General features: G+C 68.6%; 18 protein-coding genes. 7 read left to right on the plus strand and 11 right to left on the minus strand.

Going from position 1 to position 22,158, the window contains the following annotated elements:
* Nucleotides 1–84: 84 nt before the first annotated feature.
* The 4 genes from ACOQPP_RS15245 to ACOQPP_RS15260 all read left to right on the plus strand — a co-directional run bounded on the left by ACOQPP_RS15245 (nt 85) and on the right by ACOQPP_RS15260 (nt 7,336).
* Nucleotides 85–1,209: a hypothetical protein gene (locus ACOQPP_RS15245; RefSeq protein ID WP_419167820.1), complete on the plus strand. Its 1,125-nt coding sequence runs from the start codon at nt 85–87 to the stop codon at nt 1,207–1,209.
* A gap of 407 nt (nt 1,210–1,616) precedes the next feature.
* The gene (locus ACOQPP_RS15250; RefSeq protein ID WP_420636836.1) at nt 1,617–2,531 is read left to right on the plus strand and encodes a hypothetical protein; all 915 of its coding nucleotides are present in this window, start codon (nt 1,617–1,619) and stop codon (nt 2,529–2,531) included.
* A 136-nt stretch (nt 2,532–2,667) separates the two neighbouring features.
* Nucleotides 2,668–4,992 carry a DUF2723 domain-containing protein gene (locus ACOQPP_RS15255; RefSeq protein ID WP_419168002.1) on the plus strand — a complete coding sequence of 775 codons (2,325 nt, stop codon included), beginning with the start codon at nt 2,668–2,670 and terminating at the stop codon, nt 4,990–4,992.
* A 40-nt stretch (nt 4,993–5,032) separates the two neighbouring features.
* Nucleotides 5,033–7,336: a DUF2723 domain-containing protein gene (locus ACOQPP_RS15260; protein WP_419167818.1), complete on the plus strand. Its 2,304-nt coding sequence runs from the start codon at nt 5,033–5,035 to the stop codon at nt 7,334–7,336.
* 18 nt (nt 7,337–7,354) lie between these two features.
* Here the strand turns inward: ACOQPP_RS15260 and ACOQPP_RS15265 are convergent, their stop codons facing one another.
* Nucleotides 7,355–7,831: a DUF2269 family protein gene (locus ACOQPP_RS15265; RefSeq protein ID WP_420636837.1), complete on the minus strand. Its 477-nt coding sequence runs from the start codon at nt 7,829–7,831 to the stop codon at nt 7,355–7,357.
* Between the two features lie 106 nt (nt 7,832–7,937).
* Here ACOQPP_RS15265 and ACOQPP_RS15270 point away from each other — a divergent pair, with 106 nt between their 5' ends.
* The 3 genes from ACOQPP_RS15270 to ACOQPP_RS15280 are packed head-to-tail and all read left to right on the plus strand — an operon-like array spanning nt 7,938 to nt 12,067.
* Nucleotides 7,938–9,335, plus strand: coding sequence for an FAD-linked oxidase C-terminal domain-containing protein (locus ACOQPP_RS15270; protein ID WP_419167816.1), 1,398 nt, complete (start codon nt 7,938–7,940; stop codon nt 9,333–9,335).
* On the plus strand, nt 9,332–10,876 hold the full coding sequence (locus tag ACOQPP_RS15275) for an amidohydrolase family protein (RefSeq protein WP_420636838.1): 1,545 nt from the start codon (nt 9,332–9,334) through the stop codon (nt 10,874–10,876). The genes ACOQPP_RS15270 and ACOQPP_RS15275 overlap by 4 nt, the downstream gene beginning before the upstream one ends.
* Nucleotides 10,877–10,912: 36 nt before the next feature.
* The gene (locus ACOQPP_RS15280; protein WP_420636839.1) at nt 10,913–12,067 is read left to right on the plus strand and encodes a glycosyltransferase; all 1,155 of its coding nucleotides are present in this window, start codon (nt 10,913–10,915) and stop codon (nt 12,065–12,067) included.
* A gap of 6 nt (nt 12,068–12,073) precedes the next feature.
* Here ACOQPP_RS15280 and ACOQPP_RS15285 read toward each other — a convergent pair whose 3' ends face one another.
* The 10 genes from ACOQPP_RS15285 to ACOQPP_RS15330 form a co-directional block, all read right to left on the minus strand.
* Nucleotides 12,074–12,541 carry an arginine repressor gene (locus tag ACOQPP_RS15285; RefSeq protein ID WP_419167813.1) on the minus strand — a complete coding sequence of 156 codons (468 nt, stop codon included), beginning with the start codon at nt 12,539–12,541 and terminating at the stop codon, nt 12,074–12,076.
* Nucleotides 12,538–14,037, minus strand: a complete 1,500-nt coding sequence (argH, locus tag ACOQPP_RS15290; RefSeq protein ID WP_419167812.1) for an argininosuccinate lyase — start codon at nt 14,035–14,037, stop codon at nt 12,538–12,540. The genes ACOQPP_RS15285 and argH overlap by 4 nt, the downstream gene beginning before the upstream one ends.
* 22 nt (nt 14,038–14,059) lie before the next feature.
* On the minus strand, nt 14,060–15,385 hold the full coding sequence (locus ACOQPP_RS15295; protein WP_419167811.1) for an argininosuccinate synthase: 1,326 nt from the start codon (nt 15,383–15,385) through the stop codon (nt 14,060–14,062).
* Nucleotides 15,386–15,579: 194 nt separating this feature from the next.
* A complete protein-coding gene (locus tag ACOQPP_RS15300) occupies nt 15,580–15,936 on the minus strand; it encodes a type II toxin-antitoxin system HicB family antitoxin (RefSeq protein ID WP_420636840.1) in 357 nt (118 codons plus the stop codon).
* 184 nt (nt 15,937–16,120) lie between these two features.
* Complete coding sequence (locus tag ACOQPP_RS15305) at nt 16,121–16,525, minus strand: DUF6941 family protein (protein WP_419167809.1); 405 nt, start codon at nt 16,523–16,525, stop codon at nt 16,121–16,123.
* 193 nt (nt 16,526–16,718) lie between these two features.
* A complete protein-coding gene (gene carB / locus ACOQPP_RS15310; protein ID WP_420636841.1) occupies nt 16,719–19,973 on the minus strand; it encodes a carbamoyl-phosphate synthase large subunit in 3,255 nt (1,084 codons plus the stop codon).
* A 52-nt stretch (nt 19,974–20,025) separates the two neighbouring features.
* Nucleotides 20,026–20,925 carry an energy transducer TonB gene (locus tag ACOQPP_RS15315; RefSeq protein ID WP_420636842.1) on the minus strand — a complete coding sequence of 300 codons (900 nt, stop codon included), beginning with the start codon at nt 20,923–20,925 and terminating at the stop codon, nt 20,026–20,028.
* 6 nt (nt 20,926–20,931) lie between these two features.
* Nucleotides 20,932–21,048: a methionine/alanine import family NSS transporter small subunit gene (locus ACOQPP_RS15320; protein WP_419167806.1), complete on the minus strand. Its 117-nt coding sequence runs from the start codon at nt 21,046–21,048 to the stop codon at nt 20,932–20,934.
* 55 nt (nt 21,049–21,103) lie between these two features.
* Nucleotides 21,104–21,691, minus strand: coding sequence for an HDIG domain-containing metalloprotein (locus ACOQPP_RS15325; protein WP_420636843.1), 588 nt, complete (start codon nt 21,689–21,691; stop codon nt 21,104–21,106).
* A gap of 7 nt (nt 21,692–21,698) precedes the next feature.
* Nucleotides 21,699–22,157 (minus strand): PH domain-containing protein, encoded by a 459-nt coding sequence (locus tag ACOQPP_RS15330; protein ID WP_420636844.1) that lies wholly within the window; start codon nt 22,155–22,157, stop codon nt 21,699–21,701.
* Nucleotide 22,158: the final 1 nt, after the last annotated feature.

Raw genomic sequence — 22,158 nt, forward strand, 5'->3', positions numbered from 1 at the left:
GGCAACCAACGAGGCGGGAGGACGGGTCGTAACGGAGATGGATTTAGCCGGGCCTGGGGATTGGCCCGGGAGTTGGAGGCGAGCATGCGGAACTTGGTGCCCGGCGGGCTGTTCGCGACGACGGCCTCTCTCGCTGCATACGGCAGCGTACAGGGAGCGAACGCGGATCTTCAGTCGGTCGCGCGGGACAGCGCGGGCGTGACCATCGTCGAGAACGAGAGGCCCGCGGCGGGCACGCGGCTCGGATGGCGGATAGGTGCGGAGCCCACGCTCTCGATCGGCGCCGTCGAGGGCGACCCCGCGTACGAACTCTTCCGGGTTGCGGATGCGATCCGGCTCCCGGACGGACGGATCGTCGTCGCGAACGCGGGTTCCGCGGAAGTGCGGATGTTTGACGAAGCCGGCATCCACCTGGGCTCATGGGGAGGCGAGGGAGAGGGGCCGGGGGAATGCGGCCGCGGCGGTCCCTCCGGAGTCGGGCCCTGGCCCGGCGATTCCATCTCGGCGTCGGACACCTATGCCAGAAGGTTCTCCGTCTTCGACGCCGATGGAGAACACGGTCGCACGTCTTCGTTGCCCGATCCCTACTGGCGCCTGATCGGAGTGCTGCCCGAAGGGAAGCTGTTCGTCGGGACGGTTTCGAGTTTTCGGTATACCGGCGGCGAGTTCCCGGACGGAGTGGCTCGCATAGACCTCGAATACGGGATCGTCGAGGCGGATGGCAGCGCACATTCGACGCTGGGCGCGCATCCGGGCGCGGAATGGTCCGCCAGTGCGGAGAACATGTCCGTCCGTCCGCACCCCTTCAGCCGCTCGCCGATCTACGCCGTGTGGGGAGACCGGGTCGTGATCGGCGCCAACGACCGCTATGACATCCGCGCCTACGCCACGGACGGCGGGCTGACGCGGATCGTGCGACGCGAGCACGACGCTCGGCGCCCCACCCGCGCGGACCTCGACGCATACCACGCCCGGCGATACGAGAACCTGTCCGGCGAGGAACGCTCCGCCGCGTTGGCCGCAGTGGCCGACATGGCTCTCACGGAGGCGTTCCCGGCGTTCAACACCATCCCGTGTGGACGACCTGGAGTACCTCTGGGTCGAGGAGTACCGTCAGCTTGGCGAAACGGGTCGTCTCTGGACCGTGTTCGACCCTGCGGGCCGAGTGCTTGGTTTCCTGGAGACTCCGCCCGGCCTGCGAGTGTTTGAAATCGGCCCCGACTACATTCTCGGCGCCGCGTACGACGAATTGCAGATCGAGTACGTGCAGCTTTGGTCGCTCGACCGCATCGAGTGAGGATCACCGTAATGAGGACTACTGCTCTGACGGGAGTGTCCATCCTGGCCGCCGCCGTCGTCGCCATCGCCTGCGAGAGCACCGGCGGCGGACGCTCGGACTTGAGTCCGCCGCGCGCGACAGCGCGGGCATCACGATCGTCGATAACCAGGAACCCGCATCGGAGACTCGCCTCGGCTGGCTCATCGGCGAAGCCCCGATTCTCTCCATCGGCGCCCTCGAGGGAAACCCGGCGTACGAGCTGTATCAGGTCAGGGACGCCGCGAAACTACCGGACGGCAGGATCGTCGTCGCCAACGCGGGATCCGGCGAACTGCGCGTGTTCGACGCGTCAGGCACCCACCTCGCATCGTGGGGAGGCCGGGGCGAAGGACCGGGCGAGTTCGGCGACTTCGCCGCTCCCTGGAACGTCGGGCCCTGGCCCGGAGATTCCATCGCGGCGTCGGACCTGTATGCGAGAAGGGTCTCGGTCTTCGACGCCCATGGAGCGCACGGCCGCACTATTGTGCTGGGGGATCCCTACTACCGCCTGTTCGGCGTGATGCCTGACGGAAAGATGTGCCTGGGTACCATACCCGCCTTCGAGGCCGGGACCATGGGGACCGGAATGGTTCGCAGAGAAGTCGAATACGCGATCGCGTCGCCGGACGGCAGCTTGCATGTGGCGCTCGGGACGTATCCGGCGTCGGAGTGGTACATATTCGCCGAAGGCGGAGGCATGGCCGTGTACCCACAGCCTTTCCGCCACTCCGCCATCGCTCAAGTCTGGGGGGATCTGATCGTCATCGGCTCGAACGATCTCTACGAAATCCGGGCCTTTACGGCGGACGGCGCACTGACGAGGATCGTGCGCCGGGAGCACGACGTTCGGAGTCCGACCCGGGCCGAAAGCGACGCCCATCTCGACGAGCTGTACGAGGACCGCACCGAGCAGCAGCGGGCGAGAGCGCGCGCCGAACTCGAGGACATGCCGCTGCTCGAGACCTTCCCCGCGTTCGGCCGGGTTCTGACCGACTCCCGGGGGCATCTCTGGGTCGAGGACTACCAGTTGCCCGGCGCATCCCCTCCCCCGTGGACGGTTTTCGATCCCGAGGGCCGGGTGCTCGGCCTCATGGAGCTGCCCCCGGATCTGAGTGTCCGCGAGATCGGCGAGGACTACATTCTCGGCAGCGTATCCGACGATTTCGGCATCGAGCGCGTACAGCTCTGGCCGCTCGATCGCTCCGGTTTCTGACGGGCCGCGCGACGGCTCGCTCCCACCCCCACCGAGGGCTAGTTTCGGCCCGCGGTTGAACCGCCTCGGATGTCCGGTACCCCTGGCGGCAGCTTCCACGCGAACTTCCTGACCCAGGGGGCGTAGCAGGGGCGTGATGAACGGCATCGAGCGCGAAAAGATCGGCCCGCTGACGCTCCGCCTGTGGGCGCTGCTGACGGCGCTCGCCGTGTGGGCTCTCTACCTGCTCACGATCGCGCCTACGACGGGGTTCTGGGACACCTCGGAGTACGTGACCACGGCGCACATCCTGGGGCTCCCGCACCCGCCGGGGAATCCGGGCTTCGTCGTGGTCGGACGCGCGTGGACGCTGCTCCTCGAGTTCACCGGACTCCCGGTCGCGCTGCGGATCAACATCCTCAGCGCCACCCTCTCGGCGGGGGCGAGCTTCTTCTCCTTCCTCGCCGTGGCGCGCATGGTCGCGCACTTTCGCGAGAACCGGCACGAGGTGCTCATCGCGGCGATGGTCGCGGTGTGGATCGGCGCGACCGCCTTCACCGTTTGGACCCAGTCGAACCTGAACGAGAAGGTCTACACGCTCTCCCTCTTCGTTGTCTCGCTCGTTAGCTATCTGGCGATGCTCTGGATGGACGAGGCGGACACCGCGCGCGGGAACCGCCTGCTGCTCCTCATCGCGCTCGTGCTCGGTCTGGGGTGGTCGAACCACACCATGTCTCTTCTGCCGGGGCCGGCGCTCGCGGTCTTCGTGCTCCTCCACCGCTGGCGGGCCGCGCTGAATCCGCAGGTCCTGGGGCTCGGGGTCCTGCTGTTCGCGATCGGCTATTCCGTGCAACTCCTTTTCGTCCCGATCCGGTCGGCGCAGAACCCGATCATCGACGAGGCGGATCCGGAGTGCCCGAGTGTCGTGTCGGCGATCACGCCCAGGCGCATCGACGACCGGTTCGGAAACCGCAAGCTCTCCGTGGCCTGCGAGCCGCTCGCGCTGTCGCTGATCCGCGACCAGTACGGCCCCGGTCCGGTCACGCAACGTCAGGCTCCGCTGACGGCGCAGTACGCGAACTACTGGCAGTACTTCGACTGGCAATGGGCGCGGTCGCTGCCCCCGGGCGGGCGTCTGGCCGCGAGCATGCTCTTCCTCTTCCTCGCCCTGGTCGGCCTGTGGACCCACTTCCGGAGCGACCGGAAGACGTTCGTCTACGCGGGGACGCTGCTGTTCACGGTCACTCTGCTCCTCGTCTACTACCTAAACTTCAAGTACGGCTACTCCCTCTACGTGGAGGAGGTGCCGAACGTCTTCGAGCACGAGGTCCGGGAGCGGGACTACTTCTATATCATCGGTTTCCAGATGTGGGGCCTCTACGCCGGGCTGGGACTCGTGGCGCTGTGGGGGCAGTGGACTCCGCGCGGGCGACCGGATCCGACGCGAAGATACCGCACTGCGGAGCCGGACGAGCGGCCGGCCGGGTTCGGGCCGCGGCACCGGAAGGCGGCGCCGCTCCTCGCGGTCGCCCTCATCCCCCTCTTCTTCAACTACTCCCGCGCCGATCGGACGGGGGACAGCGCGGCCCGCGACTGGGCGTACAACATCCTCCAGTCCGTCGAACCGTACGCGGTGCTGTTCACCAACGGGGACAACGACACCTTCCCGCTCTGGTATCTGCAGGAGGTCGAGGGGATCCGGCGCGACGTGACCGTGATCGTTCACTCCTATCTCGGCACGAACTGGTACCCGAAGCAGTTGCGGGCTCTGACGACACCGTGCGAGCCGGGGCAGTCGCCGGAGGACTCACCGACGACGATCGTGTGCCAGCGGCCGTTCGACGGGGAGAACGCGGCGAGCCCCTACGCTGACATGGACGCGACCCCGCCCTCGCGTTCGATCATCGCGCTGAGTGACGCGCAGATCGACGGGGTCGGGGCGGGCTTCGCGGTCGCCCGGGACACGGCGTTCCGCCTCTCGAGCTGGGTCACCGGGACGGTGCGGGGCGGCGAGACGATCCTCTACCCCGACATCCTGGTGTTCCACATCTCGCAGCAGGCGCTGGGCGACCGGCCGGTCTACTTCGCGGCCACCGCTCCGCCCGTGTACGGAAAGTGGGGGTTCCAGCCGCACCTGGTCCGGCACGGGCTCGCGTTCAAGCTCGTGGACGCCCCGCTCGATGCCTCCGGAGATCTCGTCGACCTGCGCGAGTACATGCCGAACACGGTGTCGCCGACCTGGAACGACCGGGCGCGGACGGAGGCACTGCTCTGGAACGTGTTCCGGGTCGAAGGCGTGCTCGACTGGGAGGAGTGGCCCGAGCCCTCCACGGCGTCGAGCATTCCGGCCCAGTACTACCTCGCGTACTACCTGCAGGGGATGACGGAGGAACACCTGGGGGACGAGGAAGCCGCCGAGCAGGCCTACCTGCGCGCGGACCACTTCGGCCTGCTCGCCGGCCTCGGAGTGCCCCGCAACTGAAGCCGGGGGCCGGCCTCCGGAGCGTCCCGGGAGCGAGCGGATGACCGGAATCGAGTGCGAGAAGATCGGCCCCCTGACGCTGCGCGCATGGGGGCTGCTGACGGCGCTCATCGTCTGGACCCTCTACCTGCTCACGCTCGCGCCGACGGTCGGCTTCTGGGACACGTCGGAGTACGTGACCACCGCACACATCGTCGGACTCCCCCACCCCCCGGGGAACCCGTTCTTCGTCATCGTCGGCCGCGTGTGGGACCTGCTGCTCGGGTTCACCGGGCTCCCCGTCGCGCTGAGGATCAATGCGCTCGGCGCCACCCTGTCCGCGGGGGCCAGCTTCTTCTGGTTCCTGACCGTCGCGCGCATCGTCGCCCGCTTCCGCCAGGACCGGCGCGAAGTGCTGGTGGCCTCGATCGTCGCCGTCTGGATCGGGGCCACCGCCTTCACGGTGTGGACCCAATCGAACCTGAACGAGAAGGTCTATCCCCTCTCGATGTTCATCGTCGCCGTGGTGAGCTATCTGGCCCTGGTCTGGCTGGCCGAGGCGGACACCTCCCGCGGCAACCGGCTCCTCATCCTTATGGCGCTCCTGCTCGGTCTGGGATGGTCCAACCACACCATGTCGTTGCTGCCGGGACTGGCCCTCGCCGCCTTCGTACTCCTGCACCGCTGGCGCGCTCCGCTGAATCCGCGCGTCCTCGGGCTCGGGATCGCGCTGCTCGCGGTCGGCTACTCCCTGCAACTCCTCTTCGTCCCCATCCGGTCGGCGCAGAACCCGATCATCGACGAGGCGGATCCGGAGTGTCCCACGCTCGTCTCGGCCGTCACCCCGAAGCGGATCACCGACCGTTACGGAAAGAGCAAGGTCGCCGTGGCGTGCGAGCCGCTCGCGCTGTCGCTCATTCGCGACCAATACGCCCCGCCCCCGATTGAGCAACGCCAGGCGCCGCTCTCGGCGCAGATGGCCAACTACTGGCAGTACTTCGACTGGCAGTGGGCGCGCTCCCTGCCACCGGGTGCCCGCCTCGCCGCGAGCATCCTCTTCCTCTTCCTCGCCCTGGTCGGCCTGTGGACCCACCTGCGGAACGACCGGAAGACGTTCATCTATGCCGGCACCCTCTTCTTCACGGTCACGCTGCTGCTCGTCTACTACCTCAACTTCAGGTACGGCTACTCGATCTACTGGGACGAGGCGCCCGGTATCGCGGCGCACGAGGTTCGGGAACGGGACTACTTCTTCATCATCGGCTTCCAGTTGTGGGGGATCTACGCCGGGCTGGGACTCGTCTCGCTGTGGGGGCGGTGGACCGCGTCCGAGCCGTCCGGCGCCCCGGAGCGGCCCCCGGGCTTCAGCGCCCGCCACCGGAAAGCGGCCGCGCTCCTCGCCGTCGGACTCATCCCCCTCGTATTCAACTTCACCCGCGCGGACCGAAGCGACGAGCGGGCGGCCCGTAACTGGGCGCACAACATGCTGCAGTCCGTCGAACCGTATGCCGTCCTGTTCACGTACGGCGACAACGACACCTTCCCGCTGTGGTATCTGCAGGAGGTGGAGGGAATCCGGCGCGACGTGACCGTCATCGTTCAGTCGTATCTGGGGACGGACTGGTACCATCGGCAGCTTCGCCGGTTGACGAAGCCGTGCGAGCCGGGTGAGTCCCCGGAGGATTCCCCGACGACGAGGGTGTGCCAGCGACCGTTCGATCCGACGACCGCGCCGAGTCTATATGCGGAGGCGGACGCGACGACGCCCACGCGTGCGGCCGTCCCTCCGCCCGACTCGGGAATCGACGACCTCCAGCGGCCGCTGCCGGTCACCGAAGACTCGACATACCGGCTCTCGGACTGGGTCACGGGGACCGTGCGCGGGGGTGACGTCGTGTCGCCGTGGGACATCCGCGTGTTCCAGATCGCGCAACAGTCGCTGGGGGACCGGCCGGTCTACTTCGCGGCCACGGCCGGGCAGGTCTGGGACAAGTGGCAGCTCCGGCCCCACCTCGTGCGCCACGGACTCGCCTTCAAGCTCGTGGACGCTCCGCTCGAGGCGTCGGAGACCCTGGTCGACCTGAGCGAGCACGTTGCCGCGTCGTGGGTACCCACCTGGAACGATCGGGCGCGGACCGGCGCGCTGCTGGAGGACGTGTATCTCGTCGACGACCTCCTCGAGATGGAGGTGTGGCCCGAGCCATCGTCGAGGTCGAGCATCCCTTCCGCGTACTCCATGGCGCACGCTTTCCAGGGAATCTCGGAGGAGTTGCACGGAAACGTGGAAGCCGCGGAACGGGCGTACCGGCGCGCGAACCACTTCGCGCGGCTCGCGGCTTCCGGCGGGGAGTCGCCCTCGGACTGAACTTGCCGGGGCGCCCGGCTACATGGGCCGAATGGTACCCAGCACCGTCACGATCAGGATCAGCGCGCCATTGATCGAGGCCACGATCGCGTTCGTCTTCCGGAAGCGAACGAACGAAGCGCTGTCCTCGCCGGCGTTGGCGGAGGCCTCCGCCGCGCGTGCGAGCCTTCCCGAGTTGGGGATCTGGATCGCCACCGCGAGCGCGAAGGCGATCAGGCCGAGCACCTGCATCTGGAACTGCCAGTGCGGCGTGAGCCGGAAGACCCCGTAACCGCCCAGCCCCGCGAGCCCGAATCCCGCGATGGTCGTCAGCAGCATGCCGACGAGCCCGGGCCCTCTGAGCAGCCGGTGGCCGGCGCGGTAGATGAACGCGATCACGTTCCGGTCGCCCGTCTTGTTGGCCCGGACGCCGAGGATCGCGAGCGAGAAGGTGACGCCGAACCAGAGCGCCAGCCCGATCAGATGCAGAAACAGCATGACTCCGCGCATGTCCATGCGCGCAAAGTCCGGACCCGCCGCACGCGGGTCAAGACACCTCGCCCCGGCCCCGGCCCGCGCAGGAACGTTTGACGAACCACGGGGTCTGCGGGCAACGTCCGACATGAGCACAGTTACGCCGTCGACGCAGACGGCTCTCCCGGCGGCGCTCGAGAGCGAACTCGAACGGCTGCTCGGCGACCGGTTCACGACCGGCGAAGCGATGCGCCGGCAACACGGCGAGGGCGAGTCGTTCCACGCCAACCAGCCGCCGGACGCGGTGGTTTTTCCCGAGTCCACGGCGGAGGTGTCGGCGATCGTACGCGCCTGCGACGCGCACGATGTCCCCGTGATCGGGTTCGGGGCCGGAACCTCGCTGGAGGGGCATGTCGCCGCGCTGCGTGGCGGCGTGACGATCGCGACGAGCGGTCTCGCGCGCCTCATCGAACTCAACCCCGAGGACATGGACTGCCGCGTCGAAGCGGGCATGACGAGGAAGGGCCTTGAGCAGCACCTGAAGGGAACGGGGCTCTTCTTCCCCATCGATCCGGGCGCCGACGCCAGCCTGGGGGGGATGGCCGCGACGGGCGCTTCGGGGACGACCACGGTCCGCTACGGCACCATGCGCGAGAACGTGCTGGGGCTCACGGTCGTGCGCGCGGACGGCACGGTGATCCGGACGGGCGGACGGGCCCGAAAATCCTCCGCCGGCTACGACCTCACCCGCCTCTTCCTGGGTTCGGAGGGGACGCTCGGGATCATCACGGAGATCCTGCTGCGGCTGCACGGGATCCCGGAGGCGATCGCCTCCGCGGTGTGCTCCTTCCCGACGCTGACCGACGCCGTGGACGCCGTGATCTACACGATCCAGAGTGGCGTGCCGGTGGCGCGCGTCGAACTGCTCGACGACGTGCAGATGGACGCGGTGAACCGCTTCTCGGACTTCGACTATCCGGTGCGGCCCACGCTCTTCTTCGAGTTCCACGGGACGGCGGCCGGGGTCGAGGAGCAATCGGCGGAAGTCGGGCTCATCGCGAAGGAGCTGGGCGGGACGGACTTCGCATGGGCCACGCGGGCCGAGGAACGGTCGCGGCTGTGGGCGGCGCGGCACGAGGCCTACTACGCTTCGCTCGCGCTGCGGCCGGGTTCCCGCGGGTGGGCGACGGATGTCTGCGTCCCGATCTCGTCGCTGGCCGAGTGTCTGCTCAGGACCCGCGAGGACATCGACGCCGAGGGCCTGCTGGCGCCGATCGTCGCGCACGCGGGGGACGGCAACTTCCACGTCCTCTTCATCATCGATCCCGACGACGAGGAAGAGATGGCGAGGGCGAAGCGGGTGAACACGCGCATGATCGAGCACGCGATCGCGGTCGGCGGCACGTGTACCGGCGAGCACGGGGTCGGCTTCGGGAAGATCCCGTATCTGAGGGCGCAGCACGGAGAGGCGGTCGATGTCATGGGCGCCATCAAGGAAGCGCTCGACCCGAAGGGCCTCATGAACCCGGGAAAGGTGGTCGCATGACGATCGACAGCCGCGTCGGCCGTGGCCGGCGGACGGAGGGTGACCGGTGGACGGCGTGTGGGCTGGGGACCGCGTGGCTGGCGACCCTCGCTTTCGCGGCATGCGCTTCCCCCGAGAACGGCGAGGGCGCCGCGGGGGCCGGAGAAGTCGCGGACCTCGTCATCCTCGGCGGCCGGGTCATGGATCCGGAAACGCGGCTGGATGCCGTCCGCGACGTGGCGGTCACCGATGGCCGGATCACGGCCGTCGCGGAGGGGGGCGTCTCGGGCCGGGACACGATCGAGGCGGCCGGGCTCGTGGTGGCGCCCGGGTTCGTCGACCTGCACGCGCACGGACAGGACACCGTGAGCGCGAAGCTGCAGGCGCTCGATGGCGTGACCACGGCGCTCGAGATGGAGATCGGCGTGTATCCGGTGGCCGAGTGGGTCGCCTCACGCGAAGGGACGGCGCCCATCCACTTCGGAGCGACCGTTAGCCACCCGGGCGCGCGCGTGAAGCTGATCACGGGCGTGGACGTGGGCCACTCCACGATGACGCCGCCGGGCGAAGCCAGCGCCTTCGAGTCCGAGGCCGTCTACGGGGCGCTCGACGACGACCAGCTCCTCGAACTCAACGGGCTCATGGCCTCCGGCCTGGAGGAGGGCGGACTCGGAATCGGCTTCGGCATCACGTACACGCCGGGTGCGTCACGGACGGAGATCTACCGCGCCTTCCAGCTCGCGGCCGCGCAGGGGGCCCCGGCCTACGTCCACATCCGCGGCGAGAACTCCGGCGGCACGCTGGGAGCGTTCCAGGAGGTGATCGCGAACGCGCTCGCGACGGGGGCCTCGCTTCACATCGTCCACATGAACTCCAGCGCGGACGAGATGGCGCGCACGACGCTGGAGATGATCCGCGGGGCCCGCGAGCGCGGGATCGACATCACGACGGAGTCCTACCCCTACACGGCGGGCTCGACGCGGATCGAGTCCGCGCTGTTCGACTCCTGGGAGGGTCTGAGCGACGAGGAGTACGGCCGCCTGCAATGGTCGGGGACGCCGGAGCGGCTCAACGCGGAGAGCTTCCGGCGCTACCGGGAGCAGGGCGGCTGGGTCGTGATCCACGGGAGGAACGAGGAGACGAACGAGTGGATCGTGGCGCAGCCCGACGTCATCGTGGCGAGCGACGGGATCCCCTACCTGTACGCCGCGATTCATCCGCGCGGTGCCGGAACCTACTCGCGGGTCCTCGGACACTACGTCCGCGAGCGCGGCGCGCTGAGCCTCATGGACGCGCTCGCGAAGATGACCATCCTGCCGGCCCAGCGAGTGGAGGGGTTCGCCCCGGTCATGGCGCGGAAGGGGAGGGTGCAGGCCGGCGCGGACGCGGACCTCACCGTGTTCGATCCGGAGACGATCATCGACCGCTCGACGTACGCGGATCCGGCGGCGCCCTCGGAGGGCGTCATGTACGTCCTCGTCGAGGGGACGGCGGTGGTGCGGGACGCGGAGATCGTGCCTGGCGTCTACCCGGGCCAGCCGATCACCAGCGGCACGCGGTGACGCCTCTGGTCGCGCTCGCGGGCCGTCACGCTCGTCGTGTGGGCGGGCGTCGCGCTGATCGTCATCTACAGCGAGCTCAAGGTTCTCCGGCTCGACGAAGTGGCGCCGCCCCGCGTGGACGAGCCCCCGCCTCCCCGCCTCTCCGTGGTCGTGGCGGCCCGGAACGAGGAACCGTCGGTGGAGCAGGCTCTCCGGTCGCTGCTCGCCCTCCGTTACCCGGACTTCGAGGTCATCTTCGTCAACGACCGCTCCGAGGACCGCACCGGCGAGATCGCCGAGCGACTGGCGGGCGAGGACGCCCGGCTCACGGTGCTCGATGTGAAGGAGCTTCCCGCCGGCTGGTTCGGCAAGAACCACGCCGCCCAGCGGGGTGCGGACGCGGCCTCGGGGGAGCTCCTGCTCTTCACCGATGGCGACGTCAGCTTCGCGCCGGACGCCCTCGCGCTCGGTGTGCGGCACCTCATCCGCGAAGGCCTCGACCATCTCAGCGCGGCCCCCCGAGTCGCGGTGAGCGGCACTTGGCTTCGGGCCTCCACGATGGCCCTCCGCCTCTGCATCTCCGCCACCATGCGTCTCTGGAAGGTCCGCGACCCTCGTAGCTCGGCATTCATGGGCGTCGGCGGCTATACGCTCATGCGCGCCGGTTCCTACCGCGCCATCGGAGGCCACCGCAGCGTCGCTCTCCGGCCGGACGAGGATCTCCGGATGGGTCAACTCGTGAAGATGTCCGGCATGCGATCGGACTTCGTCAACGGCGAAGCGATGATCGCGTGCCCCTGGTACGATGCCCTCGGCGGTTTCGTTCGGGGGACGGAGAAGAACCTCTTCGCCGTGCGGAACTACCGTCTCTCGGAGGCGCTGGTGGTCGGCACCGGGCTGTTGTGGCTTGCGATCGCTCCCATCGTGATGGCGCCGCTGCTGTGGGCGACCGGCGAGATCGGGCCCGCCGCCGTCTTCGCCGCCTGCCTGCTCGTCGGCTGGCTGCAGGCGATGACCGTGTTACGGGACGACGCCTACCCCTGGTGGACCGGCCTCCTCCTTCCACTCGCCATCGTGATCGTGGTGTACGCGCTGTTGCGCTCCACGATGCTCGCCATGGTGCGCGGGGTCGGGTGGGGAGGGCCTCCGATCTCTCTTTCGGAGCTGCGCGCGGCTCGGGTTCGGCCGGGAAGAGGGCGCGTGAGGCAGTAGCGCCGCTCAGAGACCGGCCAGCGACCTCAGCTCGGTGGCGAGCCGTGACCGGGTCCCGGCGTCGCGGCACAGCACGATGATCGAATCGTCTCCCGCGACCGTCGCGACCACACCATCGATGCCCGACTCATCGATCGCGACCGCGACGGCGTTGGCGCAGCCGCTCAGCGTACGGATCGCAAGCAGCGCATCGCCCGGGCCGACCTCCAGCGCGAACTCGCTCAAGGCCGTCGCCAGCACGCGCCGAGCGTTCGGCGGCGCACTCTCGGGCCCGGGACGGGTGTATCGTGGGCCGGCGGCTCCGGGAAGCTTGACGATTCCGAGGCGCTGAATGTCCCGCGACAGCGTGGCCTGGGTCGTCGAGACGCCCTCCCGCGCGAGTGCGCCCACGAGTTCGGTCTGGGTCTGGATGGGCCGTTCGTCGATGATGCGCAGGATCGCGCGCTCGCGCGCTCTGCGGGGCATGGGTCTCATGCGAGCACCTCGTCCAGGAGTCGCTCCTCGAGATAGGCGCGGCGGATCGGCGAGTCCGGGCGGTCGTCGAGCCAGCGCTCCAGCTCCGTCACCTCCCGGTCCGCCGTCTGCAGTTGCTCCAGCACGCGACCGGGCGCCGGCCCGCCCGGCGAGTCGTGCGCGGTGACGGCGGCTTCCGGCCGCAACACCTCGTGCACGTCGTCCCGCGCCATGGGGCAGCACGTCCGCAGCGTCTCGAGCTCCAGGTCCCACAACTCCACGCCCGCCTCCTCGGCGATCCGCACCGCCTCGCCGACCTGGTGGTGCGCGGTGCGGAACGGAACGCCGCGTCGGACGAGGTGGTCGGCGAGTTCGGTCGCCGTCAGCATGCCGCCGGCCAGCGCCGCCTCCATCGCATCTGTCCGGTACACCACGCCGCGGGCGATCGCGATGGCGGCCGCGAGCGACCAGTCCGCGGTGTCGAGGGAGTCGAACAGCCGCTCCTTGTCTTCCTGAAAGTCGCTGTTGAAGGTGAGCGGAAGCCCCTTCATGAGCGCGAGCAGCGCCGTCACGTTGCCGATCGCGCGCGCGGACTTGCCGCGCAGGATCTCCGCGGCCTCCGGGTTCTTCTTCTGCGGCATGATGCTACTGCCCTGCGACACCGAGTCGTCCAGTTCGATGAAGCCGAACTCCCGCGTGGACCAGAGGACGATCTCATCCGCCCAGCGGGACAGGTGCACGAGGAGCAGCGCGCACGCGTAGGCCGCGTCGAGCACGTAGTCGCGGTCGCCCACGATGTGCATGCTGTTCGCGAACGTGCGGTCGAGCCCGAGGAGGGCCGTGCAGCGCTCCGGATCGATCGGGAACGAGGAACCGGCCAGCGCCCCCGCGCCGAGCGGCGATACCCCCGCCGAGTCATGCGCGGCCTTGAGCCGCTCCGCGTCGGAGCGCAGCGCGGCCACATGGGCCAGCAGGTGGTGTGCGAGGCTGACCGGCTGCCCCCGCTGCAGGTGGGTGTAGCCGGGCAGGAAGGTCTTCCGGTGCGTGGCCGCCTGCCCGGTCAGCACGCGCTGCAGCCCGGCCACTCCGGCGAGGACGTCCTCGAGGCGTTCGCGCACGTACAGCCGCAGGGCGACCGCAGTCTGATCGTTCCGGCTCCGGGCCGCGTGGAGCCGCTTGCCGGCCTCGCCCACGCGCTCGACCAGCGTGCGCTCGATCCAGCTGTGCACGTCCTCGTCGGGCCCCTCGACCTCGAGCCGGCCGGTCTCCACCTCCGTGAGCATCCGGGACAGCCCGGACAGGATGAGGTCGCTGTCCTCTTCGTCCAGGATCCCCGTCTCCCGCAGCATCCGCGCGTGCGCGAGACTGGCGAGGAGGTCGTGCCGGACCAGCCGGCGGTCGAAGTGCAGCGAGCCGGTGAACTCGTGAATCGCCGGATGGAGCGGGCCATCGAAGCGTCCGCTCCAGAGAACGTCTCCGGGCGTCCCCGCGTCGGGTCCGTCTACCTCGGACGCCACTGGCCGGTTACCACGGGCTTTTCTAGCTGCGAGTGGATGCCAGCGGACGGCCGGCTCGCTTCGGCGGGGTCGCCGGGGCGTGCGCCCCCACCCCGGAGGACCCGGAGGCCACGCCGCCGACGGTGCCGGCGTCGACGGAAGCCTGGGCCCGGACTCGCGCGGCCAGGCTCGAGGGCAGTCCCCATAGCCGGACGAACCCGCCCGCGTCCGCCTGGTCGTAGACGGAGTCCTCCTCGAACGTGGCGAGATCTTCCCGGTACAGCGAGAACGGAGACGTGCGCGCGACCGCCGTCGCCCGCCCCTTGAAGAGCCGCATCGTGACGTCGCCGGTCGACGTCTCGTGCGCCTGCTCCAGGAATGCATCGAAGGCGCCGCGCAGCGGCGAGAACCACAGGCCCTGGTAGACCAGTTCCGCGTACCGGTCGGCCACGCTTCGCTTGAAGCCCGCCGTGTCTCGGTCGAGCGTGATCGACTCCAGGTCCGCGAGTGCCGCGAGCAGGACCGTCCCGGCCGGCGTCTCGTACACGCCGCGGCTCTTCATCCCCACGAGCCGGTTCTCCACGAGGTCGACGCGCCCCACGCCGTGGGCTCCGACCCGCTCGTTGAGGCGGCCCACCAGGTCCACCGGGTCGAACCGTACGCCGTCCAGCCCGACGGGAACGCCCCGCCGGAACGTGATCACGACGTCTTCAGGCGTATCCGGCGCCTCGGTCGGGGCGACCGTCAGCTCGCGCAGGTCGTCGGGCGCGGCCGCCCCCGGATCCTCGAGGATGCCGCCTTCGAAGGACGTGTGCCACAGATTGCGGTCGATGCTGTACAGCTTCCTCGGGCTGCCCGGAACGGGGATGTTGCGCTCCGCGGCGTAGGCGAAGGCGTCTTCCCGCGACGTGATCTCCCACTCGCGCCACGGCGCGATGACGGTCAGATCGGGGGCCAGGGCCTGGTAGGCGAGTTCGAACCGGACCTGGTCGTTGCCCTTTCCGGTGCAGCCGTGCGCCACGGCGTCACAGTCGAACGCCCGCGCAACCTCGACCTGCGCCGCCGCGATCACCGGCCGGGCCAGCGATGTCCCGAGCAGGTAGCGGCCCTCGTACACGGCCCCCGCCTTGAGCGCCGGGAAGGCGCATTCGGTCAGGAACCGCTCGCGGAGGTCCACCACACGGCACGCGATCGCGCCCGTCGCCAGCGCCTTGTCGCGGATCACCTCGAAGTCCTCCTTCTGGCCCACATCCACGACGGCCGCCACGACTTCGCAGCCGTAGTGTTCCCGTAGCCAGGTGGTCATCACCGAGGTGTCGAGGCCGCCCGAGTACGCCAGTGCGACCCGCTTCGCGTTTGCCTTCTTCATTCGCTCGATCCCGATCTTCTGATCCACCGGGTTCCTATTACGTAGGCGGAATTAGATACAGCTTCCTGCATAATAATGCAAGCTTATCGCATCGTTTTGTCTGGGGACAGGCAAGAGCCGATTGAACGCGGTTCCACACGCGCGTAGGTGTGCCGTTGGCCAACCCGGGATCTGAACGAGATCACGGTCAAGGCTTAGGCGGGGACAGCCTTGTCTAGCGGAGGTGCCGCGGGAGGGTAGCTGAAGCAGATATTTTCCCCCTCGCGCGTTCCTTCGCCGATACGGATCGAGGCGGGAGTGTCTGGCACTGTCACTTCCCACACGCTGGAACTGGGCAAAGGCGGAGAAACGCCGCGCTCAAGGAGTCCTTCGATGTAGACGCGCTTTGCGTCTTGGAGGTCGGTGAGGGCCTCCTCCCTGGTATCGGCATGCGTCTCGCAACCGGGCAGCTCTTCTACCCAAGCCGACCAGATCGTCTCACCATCACAGTCCTGCTCGCAAGCGGCGTACTCAGTGTAGGGCAACGCCATGTAATGGTCCAAACTGTTCATTGTGCCCTCCTTCTCTTGCCTTCCTTCGCGGACTGAGACTTGTACTCCTCGATAAGCTGAAGCGCCGTGGGAACAAAGGGTGTTGATACCTGATGTGCTTCGCCCCTTCCCATTTCTCGAACCCGAAGCTCGCATAGAGCCGCTTTAGTGTTCACCATCCTCTGGAGGAGCTTCTCGTTCCCCATCAGGTGGTGTCAAGTTCCACAACCTGTAGTTGTACAGTCTTCTTGAGGTCGCTATCGATAAAGATCGAGAATGAGTAGCCGCCGTATTTCTCAAACCTCATGCCCTTGATGTTGATGATCTGATCGACCGTCGCCGGGAGGTCCGGGTGCGGGGGCGGTTGCGGCGTGACCTCTCCGTTAATCGTCAAAAGGCTTTCGCCGTCTGCGTCCATACACCGTATCTGGATCGGATGTTCTCGACCTGTCTCCGATGACTCCGCCGTCATCCGCAAGACCAGGGAGAGCTGCGAATGCTTGGCGGGGAGGTTCCCAACCCTTATCCCGTCGAATAGGCCGATGACCGAGAGTTTCCCGTCCTCCGACCTGATGGCCAAGTCGGCGAGAACCGCGAGCGCTACCTGCATTTTGGTCCTTTCCTGCACACCGTCACGAAGTTGTCCGTCTTTGCTATGCGCCTGCGCGACCTACCGTACGCTTGTCCCTGACGCAAAATTCTGAGGCACGACTCGTTGACCGCGTGGCACAACCTCTACGATGAAGCGCTGCGCCCAGCCCAGCCCCTCGCGTAGACCCGTTCGGCTCCACGACGGAGAGAGCTCAGGCGGAACCGGCGGCTCGGGCGAGCCCATCCTCCCCTGCGTTGCGGGCCTGGAGGCTGCGGACGGTGTGGCGGCGGTGTCGAAGCGCGATGATGGCGTCGGAGGCCGCCGATGCGGCGGAGAGCGTCGTCGTGTACGGTACGCGGCGGGACACGGCCGCCCGCCGGATCATGTAGTCGTCATGCAGGGCGTGCTTGCCGAGCGGCGTGTTCAGGAGCAGTTGCACCTCGCCGGAGACGATGCGGTCGAGGAGATTGGGGCGCCCCTCGTGCACTTTCAGGATCCGTTCGCACGGCACGCCCCGCGTCCGGAGGTACTTCGCCGTGCCCTCCGTCGCGAGGATGTCGAAGCCGAGTTCGTGGAAGCGCCGCGCGATCGGCACCATGTTCGGCTTGTCCTGGTCGTGCACCGTGATCGCGACGGCCCCCTCGGTCGGCAGCCCCTGATAGACCGAGATCTGGGACTTGGCGAAGGCCAGCCCGAAGCTGTCCGCGTACCCCATGACCTCCCCGGTGGACCGCATCTCCGGCCCGAGCACCGTGTCCGCGTCGGGGATCTTGTCGAAGGGGAGCACGGCCTCCTTCACCGAGACCTGATGCGGCACGAGTTCATCCCCGAGGCCGAGGTCCGCGAGCTTCACGCCGGCGAGCACTCGGGCGGCCACCCGGGCCAGCGGGACCCCGGTCGCCTTGCTGACGAAGGGCACGGTGCGGCTCGCCCGCGGGTTGACCTCGAGCACGTAGACGGTCTTCCGGTGGACCGCGAACTGCACGTTGATGAGCCCCCGGACATCGAGTGCGAGGGCGAAGGCGCGCGTGAAACGCCGCATGGCCTCCATGTCCACATCCCGCAGCAGGTAGGGCGGCAGGACGCAGGCGGAGTCGCCGGAATGGACGCCCGCGTCCTCGATGTGCTGCATGATCCCCCCGATGACGACCGTCTCCCCGTCGCACACGGCGTCGACATCCGCCTCGAACGCGTCTTCGAGGAAGCGGTCCAGGAGCACCGGGTGCTCCGGCGAGGCCTGTACGGCGCGGACGAAGTACTCCCGCAGCGAGATGGGGTCGTACACGATCTCCATCGCCCGGCCGCCCAGCACGTAGCTGGGCCGGACGAGGACAGGATACCCGATCTCCTCCGCGATCTTCAACGCCTCGTCGATGCTCGTCGCGGTACCGCCCGGCGGCATCGGCACGCCCAGCTCGCGGCACAACTCGTCGAACCGGCGCCGGTCCTCCGTGCGGTCGATCGATTCGACGCTCGTCCCGAGGATGGGGACGCCCAGCTGCTCCAGTTTGCGGGCCACGTTGAGCGGCGTCTGTCCCCCGAACTGGACGATGACGCCCTCGGGCCTCTCCTGCTCGACGACCGCGAGTACGTCCTCCACCGTGAGGGGCTCGAAGTAGAGCTTGTTCGAGATGTCGAAGTCGGTGGAAACGGTCTCGGGATTCGAGTTGATCATGATCGTCTCGAACCCCTCCTCGCGGAGCGCGAGGGAAGCGGAGACGCAGCAGTAGTCGAACTCGATCCCCTGGCCGATGCGGTTCGGGCCGCTGCCGAGGATGACGATCTTGCGCCGGTCCGAGCGTTCGGACTCGTTCTCGTCCTCGTACGTCGAATAGAGGTACGGCGTGGCGGCCGGGAACTCGCCCGCGCACGTGTCGACGGTCTTGTAGACGGGCGCGAGTCCCGCCGTCCTGCGCGCCTCCCGCACCTCGGCCTCCGGAATGCCGCGCAACGCGGCCATCTCCGCGTCGCCGAAGCCGATGCGCTTCATGCGCCCGAGGTCTTCCGGCGTGAGGTCCGCGGCCGCCGCGAAGGCCTCGCCCTCGCGCACCAGCTGCTCGAGCTGGGAGAGGAACCACGGGTCGATCCCCGTGATGTCGTGGATCTCGGCCACGGAGAGGCCGGCCTGGAAGCCGCGGTAGAGCTGGAAGGGCCGCTCCGGCGTCGCGGTGCGGATCGCCGCTCGCACGGTGTCCGTCCGGTCATCCTCGAGCCGGTCCCCGTCCGGCTCCGGGGCGGGCAGCCACCCCGCGCGGTCGTTCTCGAGCGCCCGGAACCCCTTGAGCCAGGCCTGCTGGAACGTCCGGCCGATCGCCATCACCTCGCCGACCGCCTTCATCTGCACGCCCAACGTCGCGTCCGCCTGCGGGAACTTCTCGAACGCGAAGCGCGGGATCTTGACGACGATGTAGTCGAGCACAGGCTCGAAGCAGGAGGGCGTCACCTGCGTGATCGCGTTCGGGATCTCGTCGAGCCGGAAGCCGACCGCGAGCTTGGCCCCGATCCGCGCGATCGGGAAGCCGGTCGCCTTCGAGGCCAGCGCCGAACTTCGCGACACCCGCGGGTTCATCTCGATGACGAGCATCTGCCCCGTCGTCGGGTGCACGGCGAACTGGATGTTGCAGCCGCCCGCGTCGACGCCGATCTCGCGGATGCAGGCGATCGCCGCGTCGCGCATCGCCTGGTACTCGCGGTCCGAGAGCGTGAGCGCCGGCGCGATCGTGATCGAGTCTCCCGTGTGGATGCCCATGGGGTCGAAGTTCTCGATCGAGCACACGATGACGACGTTGTCCGCCCGGTCCCGCATCACCTCCAGCTCGAACTCCTTCCAGCCGATGACGCTGCGGTCGATGAGCACCTCCCCGGTCGGGGAGGCACGAATCCCGGAGCGGACGAGGTCCTCGAACTCCTCGCGGTTGTAGGCGGTGCTCCCGCCCGTCCCGCCGAGAGTGAAGGAGGGACGGATGATGGCGGGGAAGCCGGTCTCCTCGACCAGGACCAGTGCCTCGTCGAGCGAACGGGCGAAGCCCCCCGCCGGCAGCTCGAGTCCGATCCGCGTCATGGCCTCGGCGAACTGCTCGCGGTCCTCCGCCAGTTGAATCGCGCGCACGTCGGCACCGATCAGCTCCACGTCGTGCTCGTCGAGCACCCCCAGTTCCGCGAGTTCGAGGGCGACGTTGAGCGCGGTCTGCCCGCCCATGGTCGGGAGGAGCGCGTCGGGCTTCTCGACCTCGATCACCCGCCGCACCCAGTCGGCCGTGAGCGGCTCGATGTAGGTGGCGTCGGCGATGTCCGGGTCCGTCATGATCGTGGCGGGATTCGAGTTCACGAGGATGACCCGATATCCCTCCTCCCGAAGCGCGCGGCAGGCCTGCGTCCCGGAGTAGTCGAACTCGCAGGCCTGGCCGATCACGATCGGTCCGGAGCCTATGAGGAGAATCGAGGAGATGTCGTCACGGCGTGGCATCGGGCGCGCAAGCTATCCGCTGAAATGGGAGATCGCAGCCCCTCGGCGGGGGCTACCGCATGAGGAGCGAAATCTCGCGCAGGATCCAGAGGGGTACCGCACGTCCGTTATGGAGGGCGGGAGCGAAGATGAGGGAGCGCGCGGCCCGCTCCGCCGCCGCGTCGAAGGCGGAGTTGTCGGACGAGGTCTGGACCACGCTGGCGTCCACGCGCCCATCGGCCCGGACGAGAAGCCAGAGGTTGGCCGCCGTGTTCGCGTCCAGTTCCTCGGCACGGATCACCGGGAGGAGGGTGGTGGCGAGCAGTGCCTCGGCCTCGGTGTCCCATACGAGACGGGGACCCTCGTCGTAGGAGATGTAGGTGGGACCCGACGCCCGCAGCTGCTCCAGTTCCGTCTCCGCATCGGGCCCTGCCGCGGAATCACGCCGCGCGACGGCCGCGATCGAGTCACGCTGAGCGGTGGCCAGGGAGTCGCGCCGGGCGGCAGCGTCGAGGGAGTCCCGCCGAGCTGCCGCCAGCGAGTCTCGCCGCGCCGCGCCGGCCACGGCAGCCGAGTCACGCCTCGTGGCGGCGTCGAGCGAGTCGCGTCGTGCGGAGACCGCGCGCGAGATCCGCCGCGCGGCGGCCAGCATCGAATCACGCCGAGCGGCGGCCCGGGCCTCGCTTGATGCGGTGGTGACCGAGTCCCGCCCGCGCCCAGCGATCGAATCCTCGACGGCGGCTTCCATCGAGTCGATGATGACGGCGATCTCCGCCGGGACGGGCGGTTCTTCCGGCTCCACCACATCGGTCTGCGGCGCGACAGCTTCCGCGGGCGGATCCTGCAGGGGTTCGGGCGGCTGCATCATGCGCGGGAGGAAGCAGGACGCGATCGCCGGCGTCGCCAGGATCACCGCGAGAACGCGGGGACTGCGGCGCCTCGGCCGGTTCGCGGGGTTCACGGGTCGCGGCATGTGTCGCTAGGTCTGCTTGCGCTTGGCGCCTTCCCTCCGCCAGGCGATCGACGCGAGGAAGGCGAGTCCTCCCCAGACGAATCCGAGGATGACGATCATCATGACTATCGTCGTCGTGGTCATGGTCGCTCACCTCCGGAGCGGGTGGCGGGCCCCGCGTCGTTGAGCCGCCGGTCGTTCAGCGGGCGGCGGGGCCGTTCAGGCCGAGATCCTCGGCCGCAAGCTGCATGGCGGCGATGACGAACGCGATGTGCTCACCCATGTCCTCGCCCAGTTCGCCGCAGTTCTCCGTCATCTCCTCGCGACTGACGGCGGCGGCGAACGCCTTGTCCTTCATCTTTTTTCGCACCGAGCGCGTCTTCATCCCATCGAGCCGGGTGGGCCGAACGAGCGCGCAGGCGGTGATGAAGCCGGTGAGTTCGTCCACCGCCCGCAGCGTCTTCGACATCAGGGAGGTCGCCTCGACGCCGGTGTAGTCCGCGTGCGCCAGGATCGTCTCGAGGATGTCCTCGTCCACCCCCATGTCCCGGAGGATGGCGACCCCGATGGAAGGATGCTCCGAGTCCGCCGCATGGTCGGCGTTGGGCCAGCGCTCGTAGTCGAAGTCGTGCAGAAGTCCCGCGATGCCCCAGCGCTCCTCGTCCTCGCCGTACTTCCGCGCGTAGGCGCGCATGGCCGCCTCCACGGCCAGCATGTGGCGGCGAAGCCCCGGACTCCCGGTGTACTCGTGGACGAGCGCGAGCGCTTCATCCCGCTTCGGGATCATCGGTGGTTCACCCTCCTCCGGTTGCGTCCTGCAGCGCCTCGAGGAAGCGGCGGGGGTCGCTCTGGCTGAGGAGGAGCGAGTACCCGTCGCGGGTGGGAATGTACACCACGCGCCGCCGGTCCGTGAGGTAGAGGAGGGACTTCTCCCCGTTTCGAAGCCGGAACCAGCCGGAGGAGTAGCCTCCGAGCGCCGTCCCCGCCGTCCGGCGGCGCGGAACGAGATCGGGTTCGCCGCGGAGGTCGATGATCCGGGCGTCGTCCAGTTGGAGGCGGTCCAGGGGGATCGTCCGTCCCCACAGATCCCCCACCAGCTTCAGGCCGTCCGGGGAGACCTCGGCGCGGCTGTGGCGGGTCGACCAGGCCGCCCACCCCAACATGAGCGTCACCCCAATGAGGATCACGATGATGATGATGATGAACCAGAGGATGCCCCGGCCACCTGCCGGCGGGATCGGAAACGTCTGCATG

This window comes from Candidatus Palauibacter sp. (genome assembly GCF_965222475.1).
Lineage (GTDB): Bacteria > Gemmatimonadota > Gemmatimonadetes > Palauibacterales > Palauibacteraceae > Palauibacter.

Bases quoted from the DNA above. Each gene is read 5' to 3' on its own strand.
- ACOQPP_RS15245 (WP_419167820.1), top strand. From the start codon at position 85: ATGCGGAACTTGGTGCCCGGCGGGCTGTTCGCGACGACGGCCTCTCTC.
- ACOQPP_RS15255 (WP_419168002.1), top strand. From the start codon at position 2,668: ATGAACGGCATCGAGCGCGAAAAGATCGGCCCGCTGACGCTCCGCCTG.
- ACOQPP_RS15260 (WP_419167818.1), top strand. From the start codon at position 5,033: ATGACCGGAATCGAGTGCGAGAAGATCGGCCCCCTGACGCTGCGCGCA.
- ACOQPP_RS15265 (WP_420636837.1), bottom strand. From the start codon at position 7,831: ATGGACATGCGCGGAGTCATGCTGTTTCTGCATCTGATCGGGCTGGCG.
- ACOQPP_RS15270 (WP_419167816.1), top strand. From the start codon at position 7,938: ATGAGCACAGTTACGCCGTCGACGCAGACGGCTCTCCCGGCGGCGCTC.
- ACOQPP_RS15275 (WP_420636838.1), top strand. From the start codon at position 9,332: ATGACGATCGACAGCCGCGTCGGCCGTGGCCGGCGGACGGAGGGTGAC.
- ACOQPP_RS15285 (WP_419167813.1), bottom strand. From the start codon at position 12,541: ATGAGACCCATGCCCCGCAGAGCGCGCGAGCGCGCGATCCTGCGCATC.
- ACOQPP_RS15295 (WP_419167811.1), bottom strand. From the start codon at position 15,385: ATGAAGAAGGCAAACGCGAAGCGGGTCGCACTGGCGTACTCGGGCGGC.
- ACOQPP_RS15300 (WP_420636840.1), bottom strand. From the start codon at position 15,936: ATGAACAGTTTGGACCATTACATGGCGTTGCCCTACACTGAGTACGCC.
- ACOQPP_RS15305 (WP_419167809.1), bottom strand. From the start codon at position 16,525: ATGCAGGTAGCGCTCGCGGTTCTCGCCGACTTGGCCATCAGGTCGGAG.
- carB (WP_420636841.1), bottom strand. From the start codon at position 19,973: ATGCCACGCCGTGACGACATCTCCTCGATTCTCCTCATAGGCTCCGGA.
- ACOQPP_RS15315 (WP_420636842.1), bottom strand. From the start codon at position 20,925: ATGCCGCGACCCGTGAACCCCGCGAACCGGCCGAGGCGCCGCAGTCCC.
- ACOQPP_RS15320 (WP_419167806.1), bottom strand. From the start codon at position 21,048: ATGACCACGACGACGATAGTCATGATGATCGTCATCCTCGGATTCGTC.
- ACOQPP_RS15325 (WP_420636843.1), bottom strand. From the start codon at position 21,691: ATGATCCCGAAGCGGGATGAAGCGCTCGCGCTCGTCCACGAGTACACC.
- ACOQPP_RS15330 (WP_420636844.1), bottom strand. From the start codon at position 22,157: ATGCAGACGTTTCCGATCCCGCCGGCAGGTGGCCGGGGCATCCTCTGG.